Annotated in this window: 20 protein-coding genes; 17 read left to right on the top strand and 3 right to left on the bottom strand. The window is 66.5% G+C overall.

Annotation, left to right across the window (positions count from 1 at the left end; all coding sequences use genetic code 11):
* Positions 1-196: 196 nt before the first annotated feature.
* A complete protein-coding gene (locus A3K89_RS09660; RefSeq protein ID WP_068424540.1) occupies positions 197-1,258 on the bottom strand; it encodes a M23 family metallopeptidase in 1,062 nt (353 codons plus the stop codon).
* Positions 1,259-1,505: 247 nt separating this feature from the next.
* Here A3K89_RS09660 and A3K89_RS09655 point away from each other — a divergent pair, with 247 nt between their 5' ends.
* The 15 genes from A3K89_RS09655 (at position 1,506) to A3K89_RS09590 (ending at position 19,115) form a co-directional block, all read left to right on the top strand.
* Positions 1,506-3,323 carry a hypothetical protein gene (locus A3K89_RS09655; RefSeq protein WP_254303479.1) on the top strand — a complete coding sequence of 606 codons (1,818 nt, stop codon included), beginning with the start codon at positions 1,506-1,508 and terminating at the stop codon, positions 3,321-3,323.
* A gap of 146 nt (positions 3,324-3,469) precedes the next feature.
* On the top strand, positions 3,470-4,633 hold the full coding sequence (sucC, locus tag A3K89_RS09650; RefSeq protein ID WP_068424535.1) for an ADP-forming succinate--CoA ligase subunit beta: 1,164 nt from the start codon (positions 3,470-3,472) through the stop codon (positions 4,631-4,633).
* A gap of 8 nt (positions 4,634-4,641) precedes the next feature.
* Positions 4,642-5,553 carry a succinate--CoA ligase subunit alpha gene (gene sucD / locus A3K89_RS09645; protein WP_068424533.1) on the top strand — a complete coding sequence of 304 codons (912 nt, stop codon included), beginning with the start codon at positions 4,642-4,644 and terminating at the stop codon, positions 5,551-5,553.
* A 133-nt stretch (positions 5,554-5,686) separates the two neighbouring features.
* On the top strand, positions 5,687-6,745 hold the full coding sequence (locus A3K89_RS09640; protein WP_068426007.1) for a CdaR family transcriptional regulator: 1,059 nt from the start codon (positions 5,687-5,689) through the stop codon (positions 6,743-6,745).
* A gap of 95 nt (positions 6,746-6,840) precedes the next feature.
* On the top strand, positions 6,841-8,034 hold the full coding sequence (locus A3K89_RS09635) for a glycerate kinase (RefSeq protein ID WP_068424530.1): 1,194 nt from the start codon (positions 6,841-6,843) through the stop codon (positions 8,032-8,034).
* Positions 8,035-8,053: 19 nt separating this feature from the next.
* The gene (locus tag A3K89_RS09630) at positions 8,054-9,736 is read left to right on the top strand and encodes an L-lactate permease (RefSeq protein WP_068424528.1); all 1,683 of its coding nucleotides are present in this window, start codon (positions 8,054-8,056) and stop codon (positions 9,734-9,736) included.
* A 140-nt stretch (positions 9,737-9,876) separates the two neighbouring features.
* Positions 9,877-11,184: a nickel-dependent lactate racemase gene (gene larA / locus A3K89_RS09625; RefSeq protein ID WP_068424525.1), complete on the top strand. Its 1,308-nt coding sequence runs from the start codon at positions 9,877-9,879 to the stop codon at positions 11,182-11,184.
* Complete coding sequence (gene larE / locus A3K89_RS09620) at positions 11,181-12,002, top strand: ATP-dependent sacrificial sulfur transferase LarE (RefSeq protein WP_254303478.1); 822 nt, start codon at positions 11,181-11,183, stop codon at positions 12,000-12,002. Before larA ends, larE begins: the two co-directional genes overlap by 4 nt.
* Positions 11,999-12,673: a nickel pincer cofactor biosynthesis protein LarB gene (gene larB / locus A3K89_RS09615; protein WP_157105280.1), complete on the top strand. Its 675-nt coding sequence runs from the start codon at positions 11,999-12,001 to the stop codon at positions 12,671-12,673. The genes larE and larB overlap by 4 nt, the downstream gene beginning before the upstream one ends.
* Entirely contained in the window at positions 12,670-13,818 is a 1,149-nt protein-coding gene (gene larC, locus A3K89_RS09610; protein WP_068424519.1) for a nickel pincer cofactor biosynthesis protein LarC, read from the top strand. The genes larB and larC overlap by 4 nt, the downstream gene beginning before the upstream one ends.
* 75 nt (positions 13,819-13,893) lie before the next feature.
* On the top strand, positions 13,894-15,117 hold the full coding sequence (locus A3K89_RS09605) for an acyl-CoA dehydrogenase family protein (protein ID WP_068426002.1): 1,224 nt from the start codon (positions 13,894-13,896) through the stop codon (positions 15,115-15,117).
* Between the two features lie 285 nt (positions 15,118-15,402).
* Positions 15,403-15,534, top strand: coding sequence for a hypothetical protein (locus A3K89_RS26575; protein WP_302050731.1), 132 nt, complete (start codon positions 15,403-15,405; stop codon positions 15,532-15,534).
* Between the two features lie 194 nt (positions 15,535-15,728).
* Positions 15,729-17,111, top strand: coding sequence for a transposase (locus A3K89_RS09600; RefSeq protein WP_068424516.1), 1,383 nt, complete (start codon positions 15,729-15,731; stop codon positions 17,109-17,111).
* 57 nt (positions 17,112-17,168) lie between these two features.
* Complete coding sequence (locus A3K89_RS09595; protein WP_371828801.1) at positions 17,169-17,876, top strand: sensor domain-containing protein; 708 nt, start codon at positions 17,169-17,171, stop codon at positions 17,874-17,876.
* Between the two features lie 102 nt (positions 17,877-17,978).
* Positions 17,979-19,115, top strand: a complete 1,137-nt coding sequence (locus A3K89_RS09590) for a DUF4192 domain-containing protein (protein ID WP_068424514.1) — start codon at positions 17,979-17,981, stop codon at positions 19,113-19,115.
* Between the two features lie 9 nt (positions 19,116-19,124).
* On the opposite strand, the gene galE is transcribed toward A3K89_RS09590, so the two are convergent.
* Together galE and A3K89_RS09580 are read right to left on the bottom strand one after the other, a co-directional pair.
* Positions 19,125-20,114: a UDP-glucose 4-epimerase GalE gene (galE, locus tag A3K89_RS09585; protein WP_068424511.1), complete on the bottom strand. Its 990-nt coding sequence runs from the start codon at positions 20,112-20,114 to the stop codon at positions 19,125-19,127.
* A 65-nt stretch (positions 20,115-20,179) separates the two neighbouring features.
* On the bottom strand, positions 20,180-20,866 hold the full coding sequence (locus A3K89_RS09580) for a metal-dependent transcriptional regulator (RefSeq protein WP_068424508.1): 687 nt from the start codon (positions 20,864-20,866) through the stop codon (positions 20,180-20,182).
* A gap of 158 nt (positions 20,867-21,024) precedes the next feature.
* On the opposite strand from A3K89_RS09580, the gene A3K89_RS09575 reads away from it, so the two are divergent.
* Both A3K89_RS09575 and A3K89_RS09570 read left to right on the top strand, forming a co-directional pair.
* Complete coding sequence (locus A3K89_RS09575; protein ID WP_068424504.1) at positions 21,025-22,296, top strand: acetoin utilization protein AcuC; 1,272 nt, start codon at positions 21,025-21,027, stop codon at positions 22,294-22,296.
* 49 nt (positions 22,297-22,345) lie between these two features.
* Positions 22,346-24,985: a bifunctional acetate--CoA ligase family protein/GNAT family N-acetyltransferase gene (locus tag A3K89_RS09570; protein WP_174551417.1), complete on the top strand. Its 2,640-nt coding sequence runs from the start codon at positions 22,346-22,348 to the stop codon at positions 24,983-24,985.
* Positions 24,986-25,084: the final 99 nt, after the last annotated feature.

The raw sequence follows: 25,084 nt of genomic DNA, 5'->3' as shown, positions 1-25,084 counted from the left end.
GTGAGCGAATGACGCCCTGGGTCACTCTGAGTGAGCGAATGACGCCCTCGGTCGGGCGAGGAGCGCGGGGGGAGCGAATGACGCCCTGGGTCACTCTGAGTGACCGGATGAGGCCCTCGCTCCGCCAAAGGTGACCGAATGTCACATTCGGTCAGAAAAACCAGGGGCCAGAGAAGGCGTACGACGCCGACTGAACTCAGTCCTGCTCGGGACCGAGGCTGATGCCGCGGGATGCCAGCCAGGGCAGCGGGTCGATCTTGTTTTCGCCGGGCAGGTGCACCTCGAAGTGCAGGTGAGGTCCGGTGGAAAAACCGCGGTTACCCATGCGCGCGATCTGGTCGCCTGCCATGACTTCCTGGCCGACGGTGACGTTGGCGCTGTCGATGTGGCCGTACACCGTGATGGTGCCGTCGGCGTGCTGCAGACGAACCCACATGCCGAACCCGGATGCAGGACCGGCGTCGATGACTTTGCCGTCGGCGACGGCGAGGATCGGTGTACCGATGGCGTTCGCGATGTCGACACCGGCGTGGAGGACGCCCCAGCGGATGCCGAAGTTGGATGTGTAGGTTCCGACCGCCGGGAGGACGAACAGCGGGCGTCGTGCCGCTGCTTCGCGGGCGGCGCGTTCTTCGCTGAAGCGCTGGCCCTTGGCGAGCAGGTCGTTGAACTGGCTGAGATCGACCGGGTTCGCGACGTTCAGGATCTGCGGGGCCGACGACGGCGAAGCCGCAGCAGTGTCCGTTGCGTAGTCGGCGGCCTCGGGGGTGGTCGTCGCGGCGATGCCGGGGGCTGCGGGAGCCGCTCCGGCTGCGAGCGCAACCTCCTCGGACGAGCTGGCGGCGGCGGGTTCGTGATCGACGACGGCCTGGCCCGCTGCGACAACGGCACCGGCGGCAACGGCGAGAACCGCTGCGCGGCCCTTGAGTGCGGTGGGAGGCGTCGGAATGCGGTGCGCTCCGCCTCGGCGGGCGACGGCCTCGATGGTTTCGGTCACGGAGTCGTCGGCTGCGTCGTCCATCTCGGACACATGCAGCTCGGAGTCGTGATAGGTCTTGGCTGCGCCGTAGCTGCTGGCGAAGTAGTCGTACCGGCTCGACTCGAGGTTCTCGGCCTCGGAGCCCCAGCTGGTGTCCCGGGTGTACACGGTGTCCTCGGTAAACACGGTGTCGGGCGAGTAGACGGCAGGTGCGCTGTCGGTAACCGCTGCCGGCTTGACGAATCGGCTTGCGGTGAAGGACGCGCGGTGTTGCGACAAGACCTGCGGCCTCCGTTTCGTGATCTGCTCGTGACTTAAGACTCGGCAGACGGTAACGAAACGATTGCAAGCGGCGCAAGTTTTACGGGCCCCGCGGTCGGATATGTGAGATGGCTCACAACGCGAACAGGCGAAACGCGGAGACGCCCTGGGGTCTCCGACAACGCGGGAGTACCCCCGATTCCGTTGTCGAAACACGACGAGCGCATCACGTGTTCCCGGGGCGACGAACGATAGCGTCTGTCGTGTGGCGTCCTCATCTCAGATCCACCGGTCCGACAAGGCTTCCCCTCGAGTGATCGAGGGCAGGGCACAGGACGACAAGGGCGCTCGCCCTCCCGCGATCGCGGCCGCGGCGGTCGCGTCGATCGCAGCGAGTCTCGCGCTCGCCGTCGTCGTTCTCGACCCCGTGAGTGCGACGTCGGGTGATGGCCCGACGGGCGGCCTCGTCGGCGCGAGTCTGGTGGCGTCCGTCCCTCTCGCGGTCGTCGCCGTCGGCGCCTGGCTGGCGGTCGTTCGCAGTCCTGCACTGGCCGGAGCCGTGACGGCGGGATACGGGGCGGTGGCCGTCGGACTGACCGTTCTCGATCTCGGCCTGCTCCTGGATCCGATCGACGCGAACCGGCTGGAGCTGTTCCGCCCGATCACCGCAGCGGTGCTCGAGCCGAGCGCAGGCGCCTATGTGGTGGTGGCGTCGCACGCACTCGCAGTGCTTGCCGGCCTGCTCGGCTGGATCGCGGTCGGTCGAGCATCGCTGAGCGACGGGTACGGCCAGTCGGCCAGCCCGGACCTGACCGGGCGCGCCGCCGCCGCACGCGTCGGCGGTCTGCTGTCGACGGTGGCCGTGGTGGCGGCCGTGATCGGCGCGGGGGCCCTGTTCGTTCCGCCGTTCGTCTCGACCGATTCGATCGTGCTCGTGCCTGCGGTCGTCGAGTCGCCGTGGACGACGGCCGTCGGCTCGGCTCTCGCCGCATTGGCAGTCCTCGTCGTCGCGGCGTCGGCACTGGCATCGATCTCGCCCGTCGTCGCGTCGGGCGCGTTGTTCGGTGCGGGTGCGGCACTGATCGGTCTGACCGGGTCGCGGCTGCTCGCCGGTCTGGCGTCCGGCCCCGGGATCGAGGTGTCCCCGGGCTCCGTCGCGGGGACGGCCGCTGCCGTCGTCCTTCTCGCCGCCGGGGTCACGGCATGGCCGGTGGCAGCCGCGCGTGAGCGTCGGGCAGGGTCCGATCGCGTCCGTCGGTCGGGGCTCGACGACGGACATCTGTCGTCGACGCGGTGGCACGTCGTCGCAGGTGTGGCCGGTGTCGTGTCCGGCGTGGCGTCGATCGCAGGTGGGCTGCTAGCTGTTCTCGTCGTTCCCGACGGTCTGCCGACACCGACGATCCTCGCGACCCGCACCGCCGTCATCGCCGGGTTCGTTCTCGTCGTCGCGTCGGTGCCGCTGTTCTTCTCGCTGTTCGCGGCAACGGTCCGCCCTGCAACGGGTGTGCTGAGCGTGTCCGTCGTGATGACGGGCGCCGGCGTACTGCAGGCCGTCGTGCTCGCAACGGACATCGACGGCATCGCGATCGGATCCGGCGGGCTGGCGATCATTGTCGCCGTCGTCGCGGCCGTGGTGTGCGGTTCCGCGACGCTCCTGGCGGGAAGCGCGGAGCGTGACGACGTCGACACGTCCGACACGACGGGAGACCGCGTCGTCGGCGCGGTTGCCTTGCTCGGTGCCGTCGTCGCCGCGATCGGTCTCGCGCTCCCGCTCTACAGCGGCTCCGACGTCACCGCAGCCACGGTGACCGAAATCCCGTGGGGTTGGGACGTGTGGGGCCAGATGGCTCTCGCGGTGACAGTGGTGGTTGCGGCCGTCGTCGCTGCCCGTTCGAGGCCTGCGCGCGGTGCCGCGCTTCTGGCGGGCGGGTCGGCGGCCGTCGTCGTCTACGTGGTGGGCTGGCCGCTGACTTCCGGGCGTGCGACGGACCCGACGGTCGGTCCAGGTGTCGTCGCCGGAGCCCTCGGCTGCGTGATTCTCGTTGTGGCGGCGCTGCTTTCGGCTCGACGGCGCGCTCGATGAGACCTGGGACACATGCCGCGTACCGGTGAGATAGACCACATAGGTTCCGGGTGGGCGATGAAGCCTCCGGGCACCTGGATAAAGTCGATGACCGGACCCGCTCACACCCCTTGAGCGGGCGTCAACGTAGACGAGACGGTGAGCTGATGGATCTCTTCGAATACCAGGCGAAGGAATTGTTCGCCAAGCACGACGTACCCACGTCCGCAGGCCGTGTCACCGACACGGTTGCTGGTGCAACTCAGATTGCCGAGGAAATCGGCAAGCCTGTGATGGTCAAGGCACAGGTCAAGGTCGGCGGTCGAGGCAAGGCCGGCGGCGTCAAGTACTCCAAGGACGTCGCGGCAGCTACCGAGAACGCAGAAGCGATCCTCGGCCTCGACATCAAGGGCCACGTCGTGAAGAAGCTTCTCGTTGCAGAAGCCTCCGACATCGCCGAGGAGTACTACATCTCCTTCCTGCTCGACCGCACCAACCGCACCTACCTCGCGATGTGTTCCGTCGAGGGTGGCGTGGAGATCGAGGTGACGGCCGAGGAGAACCCGGACGCACTCGCGAAGATCCCGGTCGATGCCGTGAAGGGCGTCGACCTCGCATTTGCTCGTGATATCGCTGAAAAGGGCAAGCTGCCCGCCGAGGTGCTCGACGCCGCTGCGGTGACCATCCAGAAGCTGTGGGAAGTCTTCATCAAGGAAGACGCGCTTCTCGTCGAGGTCAACCCGCTGGTTCGCACCCCCGACGACCAGATTCTCGCGCTCGACGGAAAGGTCACGCTCGACGCGAACGCAGACTTCCGCCACGAAGCCCACGCGGACTTCGAGGACAAGGACGCGGCCGATCCTCTCGAGGCCAAGGCCAAGGAGAACGACCTCAACTACGTCAAGCTCGACGGACAGGTCGGCATCATCGGCAACGGCGCCGGACTGGTCATGTCCACGCTGGACGTCGTCGCATACGCCGGTGAAGCGCACGGTGGCGTCAAGCCTGCCAACTTCCTCGACATCGGAGGCGGCGCCTCCGCAGAGGTCATGGCTGCAGGCCTCGACGTGATCCTCGGTGACGAGCAGGTCAAGAGCGTGTTCGTCAACGTCTTCGGTGGCATCACCGCGTGTGACGCTGTCGCCAACGGCATCGTCGGCGCGCTGAAGAAGCTGGGCGACGACGCCAACAAGCCGCTGGTAGTGCGTCTCGACGGCAACAAGGTCGAAGAGGGACGCAAGATTCTCGCCGACGCCGCGCACCCGCTGGTGACGCTCGCCGGAACCATGGATGAAGGCGCCGACAAGGCCGCCGAGCTGGCAGCGAAGTAGAGGAAACCATGTCTATCTTTCTGAACAAGGACAACAAGGTCATCGTCCAGGGCATCACCGGTGGCGAGGGAACCAAGCACACCGCCCTGATGCTCAAGGCCGGCACCAACGTCGTCGGTGGCGTCAACGCACGCAAGGCCGGCACGACGGTCAAGCATGTCGACGCACAGGGCAACGACATCGAGCTTCCCGTGTTCGCTTCGGTCGCCGAGGCAATCGAGAAGACCGGTGCGGACACCTCCATCGCGTTCGTTCCCCCGGCATTCTCCAAGGACGCCATCGTCGAGGCGATCGACGCGGAGATCCCGCTGCTCGTCGTCATCACCGAGGGCATCCCCGTGCAGGACTCCGCTTACGCGTGGGCCTACAACGTGGAGAAGGGCAAGAAGACCCGCATCATCGGCCCGAACTGCCCCGGAATCATCACGCCCGGTGAGGCTCTCGTCGGCATCACCCCGGCGAACATCACCGACAAGGGACCCGTCGGCCTCGTCTCGAAGTCCGGCACCCTGACCTACCAGATGATGTACGAACTCCGTGACTTCGGCTTCTCGACGGCCATCGGCATCGGTGGAGACCCGGTCATCGGTACGACGCACATCGACGCCATCGAGGCGTTCGAGAACGACCCCGAGACCAAGCTGATCGTCATGATCGGTGAGATCGGTGGCGACGCCGAAGAGCGTGCGGCCGACTACATCAAGGCCAACGTGACCAAGCCGGTCGTCGGCTACGTCGCAGGCTTCACCGCTCCCGAGGGCAAGACCATGGGCCACGCAGGCGCCATCGTCTCCGGCTCGTCGGGCACGGCTCAGGCGAAGAAGGACGCGCTCGAGGCTGCAGGCGTCAAGGTCGGCAAGACGCCGTCCGAGACCGCTGCACTCGCTCGCGAGATCCTGGAATCGCTTTCCGTGAAGTAAGCAGTTCCTGTCGAAAGGGCCCGTCGCGTCAGCGGCGGGCCTTTTTCGTACGCTCTATCGGCATCGATGTCACGTGGCAACCGATAGACGGTTGTGGTGGTCCATCGATGCGGTCGTGGAAGGGAGTACCAGCGTGCTGACTGCAGAGCTCGCCCAGCGAGTCGTCGACCAGGTGCGTCCCGTGGTCGAGCACAACGTCAACATCATGGACGACCGCGGCGTCATCATCGCGTCGGCCGACCCGTCCAGGCTCGGAACGAGTCACGACGGGGCCATCGCTGCGCTCGCGAAACGAGACATCGTCCGGATCGCGCGCGACCGCGAGCAGTCCAAGGCCGGTGTCAACGTGCCCCTGGTGATCGACGGGGAAGCCGTCGGAGTGGTGGGCGTGACGGGCAAGCCGTCTGTCGTCGAACCCGTTGCGCGCGTGGTCGTCCTGACGGTGATGCTGCTGGTGCGTCAGGAACAGCAGCTCGTCGATTCTCATTGGCGTGCATCGACTTTGCGAGACCTGCTGAACACGCTGATCAGTGAACCGAGGGTGTCCGAGGCGCGTGTGAGCGCCGTGCTCGACGATGTGGGACGACCCAGTCGTCCTCCGTGGAGTGTGCTGGTCGCGTTCGACACGGCAGGCACGGACGCACAGCCGTCGAGGTTGGAGTCCTCGATGACGGGACTCGACAACGTCGTCGGCATCGAACGCGCCGGTGTCGTCTGGTTTCTGCTCGGACGAGCGAACGACGGAGTGCGGAGCGTGGTGCTCGACAGGCTGCGCTCGCGTGGTGCGACGGTCGTCGCCGGACGTCCGTCCGCGACGACCGCGGAGCTCGTCGTCGACGCCAAACGTCTCGACATTCTCACTCGCACAACGAAAGTGAACGACGGTGGCGTTCACGAGCTGAGTGGGTTCGCTCTCGAGATCCTGCTGGCGCAGCAGGCGACGGAACTGTCCACGGACTGCGCGTCGCGCACCCTCGGGCCGTTGTCCGCCACGTTGCGTCACACGGCCGCGGTCGTGTTGGCGCACGATCTTTCGGTGGTGGCGTCGGCAGCGGCATTGCACGCGCATCGCAATACCGTCGTGCAGCGGTTGAACCGCATCCAAGCTCTGACCGGGCTCGATCTTCGTACGTTCGACGATGCGGTCACGATGCGCATCGCATTGACAGCTGAATCGATCAACAGAGCGTAAAGAGTGCGCGACGCACTGATATTTGGGTGAAATCGATCCGATATATGTGTCCGACGCCTATATCTGGCCGAATCTTTGTGACCTAGCCTACAGAGATGGAGCAAAAGAGACTTACCGTGGTCACGGCTCCGGACTCGTTCAAGGGCTCCTGCTCTGCGTCGGAGGCCGCTGCGGCCATGGCTGACGGAGTGCGGGACGCCCTGGGTCCGGCGGTGACGGTGATCGAATGCCCGCTGGCGGACGGCGGGGAGGGCACGCTCGACGCTCTCGCGGCGGGATTGAACGCCGATATCCGTGAGGTCGATACCGTCGACGCCATCGGGCGCCCTCGTCGTGCTCGGGTCGCCGTATCCGCTGACGGCACAACAGGAGTCATCGAGGCCGCGGAAGCGAACGGACTTCCGCACGTGTCCGATGTAGACCTCCAGCCGATGCGCGCAGACAGTTACGGGGTCGGGATCCTGGCCCGTCATCTGATGGACGAGGGTGTCACCGACATCCTGCTGTGCATCGGCGGCAGCGCGAGCAACGACGGAGGCATGGGCTTCGCGAGTGCGCTGGGTGTGAAGTTCCTCGACGAGTCCGGGGTCGAAGTCGCAAGCGGTGCGCAGGGATTGGGCGAGATTCGCTCGGTCGACATGACGGGTAGGCATCCGCGTGCAGCCGATGTGCACTTTCGCGTCGCGCTGGACGTGGACAACCCACTGCTCGGAAGCCGCGGCGCTGCATCGGTTTTCGGGCCGCAGAAAGGCGCGACTCCGGAGCAGGTTCAGGTCATCGACGCTGGGCTCGCGAATCTCGCGGCGGTTCTTGCCGATTCGACGGGTGTCGATGCGCGCGAGCTATCGGGCGCGGGCGCTGCAGGTGGAATGCCTGCGTGCCTGTCCGCAGTACTGACGACCGAGTTTCTTCCGGGCTCCGAACTCGTGATGGGTGCCGTCGGATTTCGTGAGCTCTGCGCGCAGGCGGATCTCGTCCTGACCGGTGAAGGCTCGTTCGATTCGCAGTCGTTGAACGGAAAAGTCGTTGCAGGCGTCGCCGGTGCGGTACCGTCCGGGTGTCCCGTCGTCGTGGTGGCGGGGCGAGTGATGCTGGATCCGAAGGAAGCTCGGGATGCGGGCATCACCGCAGCCGTGTCGATCGCCTCCGGACCGTCGACTCTGGTCGAGATGACCGATGAGGCAATCGATCTGATTCGTAGCAGCGCCTCGCACATCGCCGCCATGTACGGCACCTTCTCCCCCTCCCTGGGTCATTCCGCAGGCTCCACTCCTGCAGCTGATTGCTAGAAAAATCGAAAGAGACCTGATGTTTCAACAGATCAACGATCCCGTCGGCGGGTCCCTGGCCCTGTCGGCCCTGGTCGCTGCCATCCCCCTCGTCACGATGTTCGTGCTGCTCGGCGTGTTTCGCGTCAAGGCGCACCTGTCTGCCCTGACCGGACTGGCCATCGCGCTGATCCTGGCCGTGGTGGTGTGGAGCATGCCCGTCGGGCAGACTCTCAGTGCGGCGGCCGCCGGTGTCACCTACGGCCTGACCCCGATCCTCTGGATCTTGATCACCGCGTTGTGGATCTACCGACTCAGTGCCGACACCCCGTGGTTCGAGACGCTGGGAACGACCATCCGGTCGATCTCCAACGACCTCCGAATCCTGGCTGTTCTCATCGCCTTCTGCTTCGGAGCCCTGCTCGAGTCGCTCGCAGGCTTCGGTGCGCCGGTTGCCATCACGGCCGCAATGCTGATCGCGACGGGCATGAACCCGATCAAGGCCGCAGTCATCTGTCTGCTCGCCAACACCGCGCCGGTCGCGTTCGGATCGATGGGTACCCCGATCATCGCACTGAACGGCGTCACGGGAATCGAGCTGCACGAACTGTCCAGCATGGCCGGTCGTCAGACACCGCTCGTCGCCATCATCGTGCCGATGCTGCTCGTCCTCCTGGTCGACGGCAAGCGCGGCATCAAGCACACGTGGCCGGTCGCGCTCGTCGCGGGCTTCGTCTTCGGTCTCGCTCAGTTCCTGGTGTCCAACTACATCGCGGTCGAGCTGACCGACGTGCTCGCCGCAGTCGCGACGATCATTGCGGTACTGGCGTTCCTGCGCGTCTGGCAGCCGAAGGAGATCATCTCCAGCACCGAGCCCACGGATGCCGATCGCATCGAGACCGGCGGAATCGACGGCGGCGGTACCGGATCGTCCGGCACCGCGACGGCGGTCACCGGCGCAGTCGTCGTCAAGCGGCCCCCGCTGCGTCACGTTCTGATGGCTGCAGCTCCGTACCTCGTCGTCATCGTGATCTTTTCGATCGCTCAGATTCCGGCCGTCAAGTCCGCTCTCGTGGGAATCGGTAGTACGACGTTCCAGTGGCCGGGTCTCGACGTGGTCGATGCCGACGGAAATGCCGTTGCCGCACAGAAGTTCAAGTTCGACCATCTCGCCGCGACGGGAACCCTGCTGCTGCTCTCGGGCATCATCACGATGGGTATCTACAAGATCAGCCCGATGCGGGGCATCCGCACGTTCGGCGCCACCCTCGTGCAGCTCAAGTGGACGATCGTCACCGTCACGTCGGTGCTCGCGCTGTCGTTCGTCATGAACCTGTCGGGTCTGACCACATCGCTCGGACTGGCGCTCGCGTCGACCGGCGCGTTCTTCGCCGTCCTGTCGCCGATCATCGGTTGGCTGGGCGTCGCGCTGACCGGCTCGGACACGTCGTCGAACTCGCTCTTCGGCGCCATGCAGGTGACCGCGGCCGATCAGACCGGCTTGTCGGCCACGCTGATGGCAGCGTCCAACTCGTCGGCAGGCGTCATGGGCAAGATGCTGTCGCTGCAGAACCTGGCCGTCGCATCCGCCGCGGTGGGCGTCGTCGGCTCGGAGAGCACACTGTTCCGCAAACTGCTTCCGTGGAGCCTCGGACTGCTGGCCGTCATCACGGCGCTGATCGTGCTCCAGTCCACACCGGTCCTCGGCTGGATGGTTCCGTAGCAACTCGCCACGGTAGCGTCGTAGACACAGCCATCGAAAGCCCGCGTGGGGCAGTCCGTTCCTCGGGCTGCCCCATTCGGCCGCGGTACGGGTGAGTAGATCCGCCGCGTGCACCACGAACACGAGAACGAGGAGTAGTCATGACCGAACGAGACGGCGAGTCCCGGATTCCGGTGGAACTCGCCTACGGCAGAACCGGTCTGACGATCGAACTGCCCGAGGACCGCACCACCGTCGTCGCGCCCACCTACCAGCCCGCATCCGACGACGTTCCGAGCCTGCTGCGTCAGGCGTTGGCCAAGCCGGTTGCTGGGCCGCCTCTGCGCGAGGTGGTCAAGCCAGGTCAGAAGATCGCAGTGTCGCTGTGCGACCTGACCCGGCCACAACCCCGTGAACTGATGGTGCGTGCGCTGCTCGCCGAGCTGGAGGGCATCTCCACCAAGGACGACTTCACGCTGCTGGTCGCCACCGGAACCCATCGTGGCAACACCGACGAAGAACTGCGGATCATGCTGGGCGACGAGCTCGTCGACACGATGCGCATCGTCAATCACGATGCACGCGACGACGATTCGCTGAAGTGGATGGGCACCTACGGTGACGGGGTGCCGGTCTGGCTGAACCGGATCTGGGCCGAGTCCGACGTCAAGATCACGACGGGCTTCGTCGAGCCGCACTTCTTCGCCGGGTTCAGTGGCGGCCCGAAGCTCGTGGCGCCCGGGCTCGCCGGCCTCGACACGGTCCTGACCCTGCACAACGCGGCCCGCATCGGTAGTGAGAAGGCGACATGGGCTGTCTGCGAGGGCAATCCGGTGCACGACGACGTGCGTGCGATCGCGTCGGGCACGGGCGTCGATTTCGCTCTCGACGTCGTTCTCAACCGCGAGCAGAAGGTCGTCGCAGCATTCGGCGGTGAACTGCTGGCGATGCACGAGACGACACGCGAGGTGGTGCGAGAGCTGTCGATGGTCCCGGTGCCGCAGCTGTACGACGTGGTCGTCACCACCAACTCCGGCTTCCCTCTGGATCAGAGCGTCTACCAGGCAGTGAAGGGAATGACCGCTGCCGCAACGGTAGTCAAGCCCGGTGGTCTCATCATCTGCGCCGCCGAGTGCAGCGACGGTTTCCCCGATCACGGATCGTTCCGTGAGGTCCTCGCCTCCGAGTCCACGCCCGCCGAACTGCTGACCGCCATCTCGGCACGTGAGAAGACGGTGCCGGATCAGTGGCAGGTTCAGGTACTCGCGCGTGTACTCGCCAAGGCGCGCATCGGCATGCACACGACGTTCCTGTCCGACGAGGAACTGCGCACCGCGCATCTTTTCCTCGTCGAGGACATCGCTGCCGCAGTCGACGAAGAGCTGCGACGCGTCGGACCCGAGGCTCGTGTCTGTGTTCTTCCCGAAGGGCCGCAGACCATTCCGTACGTGTCGGCGGTGCAGTCGTGACTGTGTCGGACGCAGCCGAACGCTTGACGGCTCGGCTCGCAGGGGAAGAGAAGCTGTTGGTGGCGTTCTCGGGCGGCGCGGATTCCGCGTTGCTCGCGACGGCCGCGCATCGCGTGCTCGGTGACCGTGCAGTCGCCGTCACCGCGGTGTCGGCGAGTCTGCCGTCCGCCGAACGTGCCGCGGCACGCCGGTTCGCCCGCGAGCATGGCATCGCTCACGTGGAGGTCTGCACGGACGAACTCGACGATCCGGAGTACGTCGCGAACACCGGAAACCGGTGCTTCCACTGCAAGAGTGCGCTGTTCGACGCGTTGACTCCCTTGGCGACGCTGATGGGTGCGCGTATGGCCCTCGGCACCAATCTGGACGATCTCGGCGATCACCGCCCAGGGCAGACCGCTGCGGCACAGCGCGGTGCCATCGCACCGATGGTCGATGCGGAACTCACCAAGGCAGATGTGCGAGCAATCAGCGCCGAGTGGGGTCTGGTCACGGCGGACAAGCCTGCGGCCGCGTGCCTCTCGTCGCGCATCGCATACGGCGACCGAGTGACGGCCGACGTGCTCGGAAAGATCGAGCACGCCGAACAGGCGCTGCACGACCTCGGGTTCCGAGAGCTCCGAGTGCGTACCCACGCCGACGGAACGCTCGCGCGCGTGGAGGTAGCCGAGCGAGACATGGCTGCTGCGTTCGACTCTCGCGACGACATTCTCCGCATCCTCGACCGAGCCGGATTCGTGTTCGGTTCGCTCGATCTCCGCGGCCTTCGAAGCGGGAGCATGAACGCGCTGCTGAGCCTGACGCCGGTCGTGCGATGATGCGCGAGCCGAATTACACCGTCGACCTGGATCGTGAACGCCGGCAGGGTCTGCCGGAGGTCGTGTACGGACCGGGCAAGACCGACGTCGAGATCGCGCGCATCGTCGAGCTGTTGCTGCAGAACAACTCCGGGCCGGTGCTGGTCACCCGGGTCTCCGCGGATACCGCAGCGGTAGTGGGGGACGCGGTTCCCGGTTCCACGTACGACACCGTCGGCCGCGTGCTCGCCTGGCGTAGCGCGGCACCGGGAGCGTTCACGCTCGGTGTCGTCACCGCGGGCACCGCCGACGGTCCGGTCGCGTCGGAAGCAGCGGCGGTGGCGTCGGCGATCGGGTTGTCGGTCACCGAGATTCGCGACGTCGGAGTCGCCGGAATCCATCGGATCATGGCCCGCGTGGACGAGATCCGTGCTCTCGACGCCGTCGTGGTCGTCGCCGGTATGGAAGGTGCGCTGGCCAGCGTCGTCGGAGGGCTCGTCGCGAGTCCGGTGATCGCGGTGCCGACCTCCACCGGATACGGCGCCGCGTTGGACGGCGTCACCGCGCTACTGGCGATGATGACCTCGTGCGCCGCGGGCGTGACCGTCGTCAACATCGACTCCGGTTTCGGTGCTGCCATGGCTGCGTTCCGGTTGGCGCAGTCCTACACGCGAACGAAGGCCGTCGAATGATTCTGTGGCTCAACCCGATTGCAGGAATTTCGGGGGACATGATGCTGGGTGCGCTGCTGGACCTCGGTGCCCCGATCGACGTCGTTCGCGACGCGATCGAGTCCACGGGCATCACCGGCTGGACGCTCGAGACCGAGTCGGTGGAGAGGCAGGGGGTGCGCGCGACGCACGCGATCGTCACGGTCGACGACCACGTTCCCGCCCGTCACGCGTCGGAGTTGCTGGACATGGCCTCACGGGCTATGCCGGAACAGGTTTCGCAGTTCGCGGTCCGCGCGATCCGCTCGGTTGCCGAGACCGAGGCGAAGATCCACGACTCCACCGTCGAGAAGGTTCATCTGCACGAGTTGGGTGGCGTCGACACGATCGTCGACACCGTGGGTGTCGCTGCTGCGTTGGCGGCGCTCGACATCACGGCGGTGTATTCCGGCGCCGTCGGTCTCGGCATCGGACAGACGCACGCTGCGCACGGGCTGCTGCCGGTGCCCGCGCCTGCCACGCTCGGCCTGCTCCGGGGCGCGCGTGTCGTGGGAGTGGACACGGACACCGAGACGGTCACCCCGACCGGTGCCGCGTTGCTCGCCACCTCGGGAACGCGGTACGGTCCGGTCCCCGCGATGACGATGCACAGCGTCGGATACGGTGCGGGCACGCGGGACACCCCGGGCCGGCCGAACGTCCTGACCGCGGTCCTGGGGACGCCGGTGTCCGACGCGGATCCCGTCGACGCGATGGTCGTGCTCGAGACCAACCTCGACGACGTGACGGGCGAAGTGCTTGCTGTCGTCGTCGAGCGTCTGCTCGCCGCAGGCGCCGCCGATGCCTGGATCTCGCCCGGAACCGGCAAGAAGGGCAGGCCGATGCACACCGTCTCGGCGCTGTGCTCACAACTGGCAGCGGCGACGGTCGAGGAACGGCTGCTCGCGGAGACCGGCACGCTCGGTGTGCGTCGTACGATCGTCGACCGTCGTACGTTGCCTCGTCGGTGGATCGACGTCGAAATCGAAGGCATGACGGTGCGGGTCAAGGTCGGGCCGCACCGCGCGAAGCCCGAGCACGACGATCTGCACCGCGTATCCGACGCAACGGGAATCCCGGTCCGGACCCTCGCGGACCGAGTGATGGCGTCGATACCGGCTCAGTAGATCCGGCCCTTCTTTCTCAGAATCAGCCTGATCCGAACTGTGTTCATCCCTGCGGGCAACGGTTTCACTGGCTGCATGACAACCACCGAGAACCGAGCTCTGCACAAGGACTGGCCGGATGCCCCGACGTCGCCCGAGGGGTGGATCACGCGGGCGGGGGAGGTGGCGCAGTTGCTCGCCGTCGACGCCGTCGCGCGAGACCGAGGCACCGAACCGCCGCACGACGAGGTCCAGTTGCTGAAGGATTCCGGCCTCGTCACCCTTCTCGGGCCCGTCGAACACGGCGGAGCCGGTCAGGACTGGCCGACGGCATATCAGGTCATTCGTCGGGTCGCAGCCGCCGACGGGTCGATCGGTCAGCTGCTCGGGTACCACCTGCTGTGGTTCTGGGCGGCACGGCTCGTCGGGACCCCCGAACAGATCGACGCCGTCGAAGCGGACGCGACTCGGAACAAGTGGTTCTTCGGCGGCGCGGTCAACCCGCGGGACAGCGATGTCGTCGTCACCGACGAGGGCGACACCATCGTCTTCGACGGCGCCAAGACGTTCTCGACGGGCAGCCGCGTCTCGGACGTGACGGTGCTCGAGGGGGCGTTGTCCGGTAGCGACGCCCACGTCTTCGCGATCGTGCCGTCGAACATCGAGGGTCTGACGTTCCACGACGACTGGGACAACATCGGCCAGCGCCGGACGGAGAGCGGCAGCGTCACCATCGACAAGGTGCGCGTCGACTGGGCGAGCGCAGCAGGCTTCGTGGACAAGCAGTTTCAGCCCCGGGTCTACAACACGCTCAACGTACCGACGATCCAGTTGGTGTTCGTCAACTTCTACCTCGGTATCGCGAGGGGTGCTCTCGAGGAAGCGGCGGCGTACACCAAGGACAAGACGCGTGCGTGGCTGCACAGCACGGTCGACCGCGCCGTCGACGAGCCTTACATCATCGACATCTACGGGGATCTGACGTCCAAACTGTGGGCCGTCGAAGCACTCGCCGACGCAGTTGCGTTGGAAGCGCAGCGCATTCACGACGACGCATGGAACGTGACGGCCGAGGAGCGAGGGGACCACGAGGTCCGCGTCGCCGCCGTGAAAGCGCGTGCGACCGAAGTGTCGCTCGAGATCACGTCGACGGTGTTCGAGGCTCTGGGTGCACGGGCGACGGCAGGCAAGTACGGATTCGATCGCTTCTGGCGCAACGTCCGTACCCACACGTTGCACGACCCGGTCGCGTACAAGCGGCGCGAAGTGGGCCGCTGGGTTCTGACCGGCGAACTGCCCGAACCGACCTGGTATTCGTAACAGGCGCTCCGCACCCGTGCGCGGAAAGTCGGCCTCTGGGCTAACTTTCCGCGCAGTGATACTGGAATGGTTCGTCGATGCAGTGGTTTGACTCGTTTCCGCGCTGACGCCGATGGCTGTCTTTCCCGTGATGTGTCGGCTGCTGCATCGATGGACACCTGAAGCACACGCGACCGGTGGGGCGGAGTGACTTGATAGGAGCCTGACCAAAGAGTCCCGTCACTGTGTTGTCCGCCGTCCCGGCCGGTGCGTGGTCACCTCGTGAAGGGATAACCAGTGTCCAGCATGACCGAAAACCCACCCGATGTCAGCCTGACCGTGTTCGCCGGTGTCGACACCCACAAAGACACCCACCACGCCGCGATCATCGACCACCKCGCAGTGATACTGGAATGGTTCGTCGATGCAGTGGTTTGACTCGTTTCCGCGCTGACGCCGATGGCTGTCTTTCCCGTGATGTGTCGGCTGCTGCATCGATGGACACCTGAAGCACACGCGACCGGTGGGGCGGAGTGACTTGATAGGAGCCTGACCAAAGAGTCCCGTCACTGTGTTGTCCGCCGTCCCGGCCGGTGCGTGGTCACCTCGTGAAGGGATAACCAGTGTCCAGCATGACCGAAAACCCCGCCACCGCCGCCGGCTACCGCGCTCTACTGGCATGGGTTCGCGGCGCCGGTGTCGTCGCTCGAATCGGTGTCGAAGGCACCGGTAGTTACGGATCAGCGCTGACTGCAGTCCTGCAGGAAGCGGGCATCGAGGTCGTCGACGTCGACCGCACCGACCGGCAGTCACGCCGATTCCACGGCAAGTCCGATTCCCTCGACGCCTACAGCGCCGCTCGCCTGGCAGCGGCGGGTATCGCACGCACCGTCCCGAAAGCACACGACGGGGACGTCGAAGCAATTCGATTCCTGCACAACGCTCGTCGCACCGCAGTCAAATCCCGCGCCGAGGCGATCACCGCATTGAAGTCGGCGGTGGTCAACGCGCCCGAGCCGATCCGAGAGCAGCTGCGCGCCGTCCCGAAAGCACACGACGGGGACGTCGAAGCAATTCGATTCCTGCACAACGCTCGTCGCACCGCAGTCAAATCCCGCGCCGAGGCGATCACCGCATTGAAGTCGGCGGTGGTCAACGCGCCCGAGCCGATCCGAGAGCAGCTGCGCGATCTCTCGACGAAGGCCTTGGTCGAGGCCTGCGCAGGGCTACGACCGGGCGTGGTCGAACCCGGCGCGCTGGCGGCGGCAGTCAAAACCGCGTTGCGGTCACTGGCCCGCCGCATCCGCATGCTCGACCACGAGATCGCCGCCCTCGAAGCCGACCTGCACCCACTCGTCGACGACGCCGCCGCCGACCTCATCGCCCGTTTCGGAGTGGGCTACGAGGCGGCAGTCAAAACCGCGTTGCGGTCACTGGCCCGCCGCATCCGCATGCTCGACCACGAGATCGCCGCCCTCGAAGCCGACCTGCACCCACTCGTCGACGACGCCGCCGCCGACCTCATCGCCCGTTTCGGAGTGGGCTACGAGACCGCCGCGCAACTGCTGATCACCGTCGGCGACAACCCCGACCGGATCTCGAACGAGGCCGCGTTCGCCAGCCTCTGCGGAGTCGCACCGATCCCTGCATCCTCCGGTAAAACCACTCGCCATCGACTCAACCGGGGCGGAAACCGGCAAGCCAACCGGGCACTGCACATCATCGTTTTGGCCCGCCTCAAACGCGACCCCCGAACCCGCGCCTACCGCGACAAACGACTCGCCCAAGGCAAAAGCAAACGCGACATCATCCGCTGCCTCAAACCCGAACCCGCGCCTACCGCGACAAACGACTCGCCCAAGGCAAAAGCAAACGCGACATCATCCGCTGCCTCAAACGAGCCGTCGCCCGCGAAATGTTCCAACTACTCACACAGAAAATCCGCAGTTGACACTCATAGGAGCATCACGGGCGGCGACGCCGCACCCCGCGTGCCTACCGCTCGGCGGCCCTGACAGGTGAGAAGGTGGATCGACCACACCCGCCGTAGACCGCTGGAGGACACTTCCGTGTTGCGCCGTTCCGTGACGACGTCTCGACCGATTCTGCTCGCGTTCGGCGCACTCGCAGCGCTGACCGTCGCCGGCTGCGGCAGCAAGGTCACCGGAACACCCGCCGCCGGCGACGCCGGAGCATCTCCGGCGCCCGGCAGTTCGGCGGGCGCGGACTCCGATCTGAATGCTCTGCTGATCGACCCGTCGCAGTTCCCGGCCCCGTACGAGGCCATCGTGCTCCCGCCCCAGGCCATCAGCCAGGCCTCTCCCGACCTGACGGGAATTCCCGCGGGCGCGGAGGTGGCGCCCGCCGGGTGCAAGCCGGCAGATCCGACGTCCGCGGCGCTGATCGTCGGCACCGACAACGCGAACCGCGCGACCATCTCGGTCGAGCTCACCTCCGTCGACGAGCCGCTGTCGGACCGCGAAGATCAGTTGACTCGGTGTGCCGAGGTCGAGGCCACCAAATCCGGTGCCACGTCGACCATTCGTTCGACGATCACACCCGCGCCCCCGATCGACGCGGACGAGACTCTGGCCGTGAAGCAGACGGTGTCGTCGGGATCGGGAACCGAATCGATCACGCAGTCCATGCTGACGTTGATGGCTCAGGTGGACGGAACGCGCATCGCCGCGACCTACATGTCGTTCGACGACTCCACTCCCGATGCGGCCACGCTGGACGAACTGTTCACCGCAGCCGTGCAGAAGGTCAAGGCAGGCTGATCGCGAGGGCGGTCTGTCCACAAGTTCGCTCGATCCACAGGGTTTCGCTCAGCCCCAGGTGACGGGCTGATCCCGTTCGGCCGGTGGTCCAGGCTCGTGCCCATGACGACACACTCCGACGACCGACCCGCCTCTTCCGTCACCGTCCGCCTCGACGCGCCAGGGGAGCTGATTGCTGCTCTGCCTGCGATGCTCGGATTCGTCCCGCAGCGCTCGCTTGTGCTGATCTGCCTCCGCATCGACGACGGGGGCACGATCACCGCGGGCACCGTCATGCGGCACGACCTCGACGTCCCGGAATGCCGCCGGTTCGCGGGCACGACCCTCTACGTGATCCCGGACAGGATGCTCGAGGTGATCGACCGGTTCGCCACGCAGTGCGAACGCGAGGACGTGCTCGACGCCATTGCCGTCGTCGTCGACGATCGAGGTGCGGCGACGATGTCGGGCCCGGTAGGCGACGCGCGTTACGAAGTGTTGGCGCAGTGCGTGATCGACGATTTCGGTGCCCGGGGAACCGACGTGCTTCGGGTGTTGTTCACGCCGGAGATCGCGGCAGGGGCGGAATGGGCGTCGTTGGACGGCATGGAGGAATGGGGGCGAGTGGGGGACCCGCGGACGTCACCGGTCGCGCTCGCCTACGCGATGGAGGGACGCTTCGTACAGCCGTCACGCGAGCGGCTGGCCGACGCGGTGCAGCCGGTCGACGACGAGACCAGCCGGCGGGTAGCGGATTTGATGCCCCAGGCGCGGGGTGAACGGCACGACTCGGACGGAACCCATCTCTCGCGGATTCTCGACATCCTCGACCGGGCGCACACGCATTCACCCGACGCCGCGCCTGTGCTGGACATCACGGCCGACACCGCGGCGACCATCGGAGCTGCTCTTGGCCGTCTTCCCGTGCGCGACAGCCTGCTCGCGCTCGTGCTCACCGAGATGGCCCACGTCGCCGAGATGTTGTGGGCGACGTTGACGCGTGTCCTCCCGGCGCCCGAACGCGCAACGGCCGCATGCCTTCTCGCGTTCAGCGCGTACTCGCGCGGGGACGGTGCCATGGCAGTGATAGCACTCGAGGTCGCGTTGGACGCCGACCCCGAGCACTCACTCGCCCGGCTGCTCGACCGATCGCTCTCCGCGGGCGCGGGCCCTGCGCTGATCCGTGAAGTTGCACTCAGCGGCTATGCGACAGCCGACAAGTGCGGCGTGCGCCTGCCGTTGCCGCTCGCCGCTCCCTGAGAAACCGTGTCAACGGCCGCTTGTCGCGGCGTGCGACCGATCGCCGAGCTCCTGCAGGAACGTCCAGGCATCGGACACGATGACGTCCAGATCGGTGAACTGTGGCTTCCACCCCAGATCGGCGATCGCTCGATCGCTCGACGCGATGAGGACGGCCGGATCGCCTGCGCGTCGCGGTGCTTCCTCCACCGGAATGTCCAGGCCGGTCACGCGTTTGCACGCCTCGATGACTTCCTTGACCGAGAATCCGGTTCCGCTGCCCAGGTTGTAGATCCGGTGCGTTCCTGCGGCCGACGATTCGAGCGCCAGGATGTGGGCCTCGGCCAGGTCGGCGACATGGATGTAGTCGCGCACCGCCGTGCCGTCGGGAGTCGGCCAGTCGGTGCCGAACACCGAGATCTTGGCGCGCTGGCCCAGTGCGGTCTGCAGCACCAACGGGATCAGATGGGTTTCCACGACGCGGTTCTCGCCGAATCCGGCGTACGCGCCCGCGACGTTGAAGTACCGGAGACTCGTCGCAGCGAGATCGTACGCGTGCGCGTACGACGTGATCGCATGGTCGATCGCCAGCTTCGTCGCACCGTACGGGTTGGTCGGGGCGGTGGGCATCGCTTCGGTGATCGGGGTCTGCTCCGGCTCGCCGTACGTTGCCGCCGTCGAGGAGAAGACGAGTCGGGGAGTGCCCGATTCACGCATCGCGTCCAGCAGCGCCAGAGTGGTCACGACGTTGCCGGTCCAGTACTTGTCCGGCGCGACGACGGACTCGCCGACGAGTGACTGTGCAGCGAAATGGAGAACACCGTCGAACTCCGCGCCGGTGAGGACGGACGCTGCCACGTCCTTGATGTCTGCTTCGACGAACGTGGCCTGTGGCGGCACCGCGTCGCGGTTGCCGGTGATCAGATTGTCCACGACAACCACTTCGTGGCCACGTTCGATCAACACCGCGGCGCACACACTGCCGACGTAGCCGGCGCCGCCGGTCACCAAAAGTTTCACTGTCCGCTCCTCGTCGGGCCGGCGGCCGGTCGTCGAGACAGGCCCCGGTACCCGACTGGAGGGATCTAGACCTGCTTGACCTGAACCGCGTGGGCCATTTCGTCCGAAATATCGATGCCTTCGTGACCGGGAACGGTGATCGTGACCGTTCCCGCCTTCGCCTCGACTGTAACCCGTGCATCAGGGACCACGCCTGCATCACGCAGCTGTGAGATCACTTCGGGATCCGACTGCACGTGCTCGGCCAGTCGACGTACGACGACGGCCGTCGCCTGTCCGTGGGGGAGATCGGTCAGCCGAATCAAGTCCTCGTGCTGCGCCGCCGGCTGTCCGAGACCCAGTTCTTCCAGCCCGGGAATCGGGTTGCCGTACGGAGACGTGGTGGGGTTGTTCAGCACGGTGACGAGGCGTCGTTCGACTTCCTCGCTCATCACGTGCTCCCACCGGCACGCCTCGGCGTGCACGTCCTCCCAGCGAAGTCCGATGACATCGACCAGCAGTCGCTCGGCCAGGCGATGCTTGCGCATCACCGACACCGCGAGGCTGCGGCCCTTCTCCGTCAGCTCGAGGTGGCGATCGCCCGCAACCGAGAGCAGCCCGTCGCGTTCCATACGGGCAACTGTCTGACTGACGGTGGGACCGCTCTGCTCGAGGCGCTCGGCGATACGTGCCCGCAGCGGCACGACGCCTTCTTCTTCCAAGTCGTAGATCGTCCGGAGGTACATCTCCGTGGTGTCGACCAGATCCTTCACACTCAACCCCTTCGTCTCGGGCGATTCTACCGTTGTCGAGCTCGAATCGGCGTCGTAGGTCGACCGCCCGCGTGCCCCGTTCGGGTACCCGTCGGTAACCGCGGGGCGACGCGCGCCGTTGCTCGCGCCGCCCCATGACGACAAGTAGCGTTGTCGTCATGGCAGACCTGGCGGCCGGACCGCCTCCGAGCACCGCGGCGGCCCAGGACGACATCGTCGTCTGGAGCCCCGATTACCTCTCGTATCGGTGGAGTGACGACCACCCGATGAATCCCACTCGCCTCGATCTGACGATGTCGCTGGCACGCAGCATCGGGGTGCTCGACGGAATCGAGCCCGTCGAACCGACGGCCGCGAGCGACAGCGAACTGCTGCGAATCCATACCCCTGCGTACATCGAAGCGGTCAAGAACGCTCCCGAAAAGGGACCGTCGATCGTCCATCCCGATGCGGTCGAGCACGGTCTCGGTTCCGACGACAATCCGGTGTTCCGACAGATGCACGAGGCCAGCGCGATGCTTGCCGGCGGAACGCTGGCGGCCGCGAGGGAGATCGCGTCGGGCAGAGCCCGTCGGGCCGTGAGCATCGGTGGCGGTATGCACCACGCGATGCCGGACTGGGCATCGGGATTCTGTGTCTACAACGACGCCGCGATCGCGATTTCCTGGCTGCTGGACAACGGGTTCGATCGCATCGCGTACATCGACGTCGACGCCCATCACGGTGACGGCGTCCAGCACGCGTTCGTCGACGACCCGCGGGTGCTGACGGTGTCGCTGCATCAACATCCTGCAACGCTGTGGCCGAACACCGGGTGGTCCACCGAAGTCGGAACGGGTGCCGCCGAGGGCACGTCGATCAACGTTCCTCTGCTGCCGAACACCGGAGACAGGCTGTGGCTGAGGGCATTTCACGCCGTCGTGCCGGGGGCTGTCGCGGCGTTCCGTCCTCAGATCATCGTCAGCCAGTGTGGCGTCGACAGTCATCGCGAGGATCCGCTGGCCGATCTCGCGCTCACCGTCGACGGTCAGAACGCGGCGTTCCTGGCGATGCGCGATCTGGCCGACAAGCACGCAGACGGGCGATGGATCGCTGTCGGCGGAGGCGGTTACGGTCTGGTCCGCGTCGTCCCTCGCGCGTGGACCTATCTGATCGCCGCAGCGCTCGGACGCCCGGTCGATGCCGGGCTCGCGCTGCCCGATTCGTGGCGGGAGCGGGTTCGGGCGATGGCACCGAGCATCGATCTGCCCCAGGTCATGGGCGACGGAGGCGACGTCGACTACCCGGCATGGGACGGCCCGGGGGGTGCGGCAACCGGATCGACGGAAGCGTCGGATCGAGCTCTCGAACGCGTCGACTCCGCGATTCTGGCAACCCGTCGAGCAGCGTTCCCGTTGCTCGGACTCGACCCGGAGGACCCTCGTGACTGACTCCACGGAAACCACGGAGACAGAACCCACCGCGAAGGAACGTGAACGGCTGAAGGCCGAGACGTCGTTTCCGAAGCATTGGGTTGCCGACGTGCTGGCCTCCGACGGCGGCGTCGTGCACCTGCGTCCGATCGTGCCGTCCGACGCCGATGCGCTGGTGGCGTTCCACGGCAGGCTGTCCGAACGAACCAGATACCTGCGGTACTTCGGTCCGTACCCGACGATGCCGCAACGGGATGTCCTGAACTTCACGACCGTCGATCACCGAGATCGCGTCGCGTTCGTGGCAATTCTCGGCGACGACATCATCGCCGTCGGCCGATACGAGCGGCTGCCGGAGGGCGACGGCAATTCCGCCGAGGTCGCGTTCGTCGTCGCCGACTCCCACCAGGGACGCGGGCTCGGTCCGATACTCCTCGAGCACCTGGCCGGTGCGGCGGCCGAGAACGGCGTCGGCATGTTCGTCGCCGAGGTGCTGGCCGAGAACCGCAACATGGTGACGGTGTTCCGTGAGGCGGGCTATCAGGTCAGCCGGAGCTTCGAAGGTGGTGTTCTACGGCTGGAATTCGCGATCGATCCCAGCGAAGCCCTTCTGTCGGTCCGCAATTCGCGGGAGCGCGCCGCTGAGGCGCGAAGCGTACGAAACGTGTTGAGCCCCAGCTCTGTTGCGGTCATCGGAGCATCGACGGACAGTTCGAAGGTCGGCAACGCGGTCCTGACGAACTTACTGTCGGCCGGTTTCACCGGTCCGGTCTATCCGGTGAACGCCGACCACCGATCGGTGCGTGGAGTGCGGGCGTATCCGACGGTGCACGACATCCCCGATTCGGTCGATCTCGCGATCGCGGCCGTGCCCGCCGAGGCGATCGACGAGGTGCTCGACGACTGCCTGGACAAGGGCGTCAAAGCGCTCGTCGTGGTGTCGTCCGGTTTCGGTGAGACGGGTTCGGCAGGCCAGGAGAAGGAACGTCGACTCGTGCGCGCCGCACGTGCCCACGGGATGCGCCTGATCGGCCCGAACGCGCTCGGCGTCGCGAACACCGATCTCGACTTCTCGCTGAACGCGACGCTGGCGCCGCACCTGCCGACGCCGGGACGCGTCGGCTTCTTCTGTCAGTCCGGAGCGCTGGGCATCGCCATTCTGGACCAGGCGGCCAAACGCCGGTTGGGGTTGTCGACGTTCGTCTCGGCGGGCAACAGGGCCGACGTCTCCGGTAACGACCTGCTGCAGTTCTGGGACTCCGATCCTGCGACCGAGGTCGTGCTGCTCTACCTGGAGAGTTTCGGTAATCCACGCAAGTTCACGCGAATCGCGCGGCGCGTTGCTCGGAACAAACCGATCGTCGCCGTGAAGAGCGGACGGGGTGCGGTGCCACCCGCGCTCGCGACCGGACCCGACATCGACGACACCATCGTGAAGGCGCTCTTCGAGCAGGCAGGCGTCATCCAGGTCGACACCATCGCGCAGTTGTTCGACTGTGCGGTGCTGTTCGGCTATCAGCCGCTGCCGACGGGCCCGCGGGTCGCGGTCGTCGGAAACTCGACTGCTCTTGGCGTGCTCGCCGTCGACGCCGCGCGGGCCGACGGTCTCCACGCCGGTGCGGCGATCGACGTGGGCCCGCAGGCAGGCCCGGACGAGTTCGCCGCGGCCGTGTCGAAAGCTCTCGCGGCCGACGACGTCGATTCGGTGATCGTCGTGTTCGTGCCGCCGGTCGCGGTCACGGTCGAGCCGTTCGCCGAGGCGCTCGGAGCGGCCGTGCGCGGCGCCGACAAGCCCGTCCTCACCACGTTCCTGGCGACCGAGGGAATTCCGGACGTGCTCGCGGTACGCGGGGACGAGGGTCATCCCATCCGCGGTTCGGTGCCCTCGTACTCCAGCCCCGAGCGTGCCGTCACGGCGCTGGCGAAGGCATGGCGTTATGCGTCGTGGCGCAGCCGTCCGGCGTCCGCACCGGTACGGCCGAACGGAGTCGATGCAGAACGCGCGGCGTCCCTCGTCCGCGGCTGGACCGGGCAGGACCGCTGGCTGTCCGATTTCGAGACCGCCGAGTTGTTGGCCTGCTACGGCATCGACGTCGTCGACTTCCGTGCCGTGACCGACGAAGCCGAGGCGGCAGCGGCCGCCGAGGAGCTCGGCTACCCGGTCGCGGTCAAGGCGACGGGCGAGCAGTGGCGTCACCGACCGGATCTCGGGGGAGTGCGCCTCGATCTCGCGAGCAGCGACGCGGTGCGTGCTGCGTATCGTTCGCTCGCCGCGGACTCGGGAGAGCCGTTGCTGCACGTGCAGAAGATGGCGGCGAAGGGAATCGGCTGTGTCGTGCGCGTGCAGGACGATCCGTCGTTCGGATCGCTGATCTCGTTCGGTCTGGCCGGGGTGATCTCGGATCTGCTGGGTGACCGCGCGTACCGGGTTCTGCCGCTGACCGAGGACGAATCCGTCCAGCTGATCGATGCCCCGAAAGCAGCGCCTCTCCTGTCCGGGTATCGAAATGCGGTGCCCGTCAACAAGAGTGCGCTGGTGGACCTGGTGCAGCGGGTGTCGGCGATGGCCGACGACATCCCCGAGATCAGGGAACTGGCCTGCGAACCGGTTCTGGCGTCGGCGCACGGAGCGCAGATCACCGATGCACGATTGCGTCTGGGGCCCGTGCCGTCACGAAACGATCTGGGTCCCAGGCGACTCCGGTAGAGACAAAACGAGCGGAGGCCGGGTCGACTTTCCCAAGAGGGGGAGAGAAAGCGACCCGGCCACCGCCTACGATGGAGCGCGCGGGAAACTGCACCGCTG

The sequence above is a fragment of the Rhodococcoides kyotonense genome (assembly GCF_001645385.1).
In the GTDB taxonomy this organism is placed as follows: domain Bacteria; phylum Actinomycetota; class Actinomycetes; order Mycobacteriales; family Mycobacteriaceae; genus Rhodococcoides; species Rhodococcoides kyotonensis_B.
This window is presented reverse-complemented; position numbering and strand designations above follow the sequence as displayed.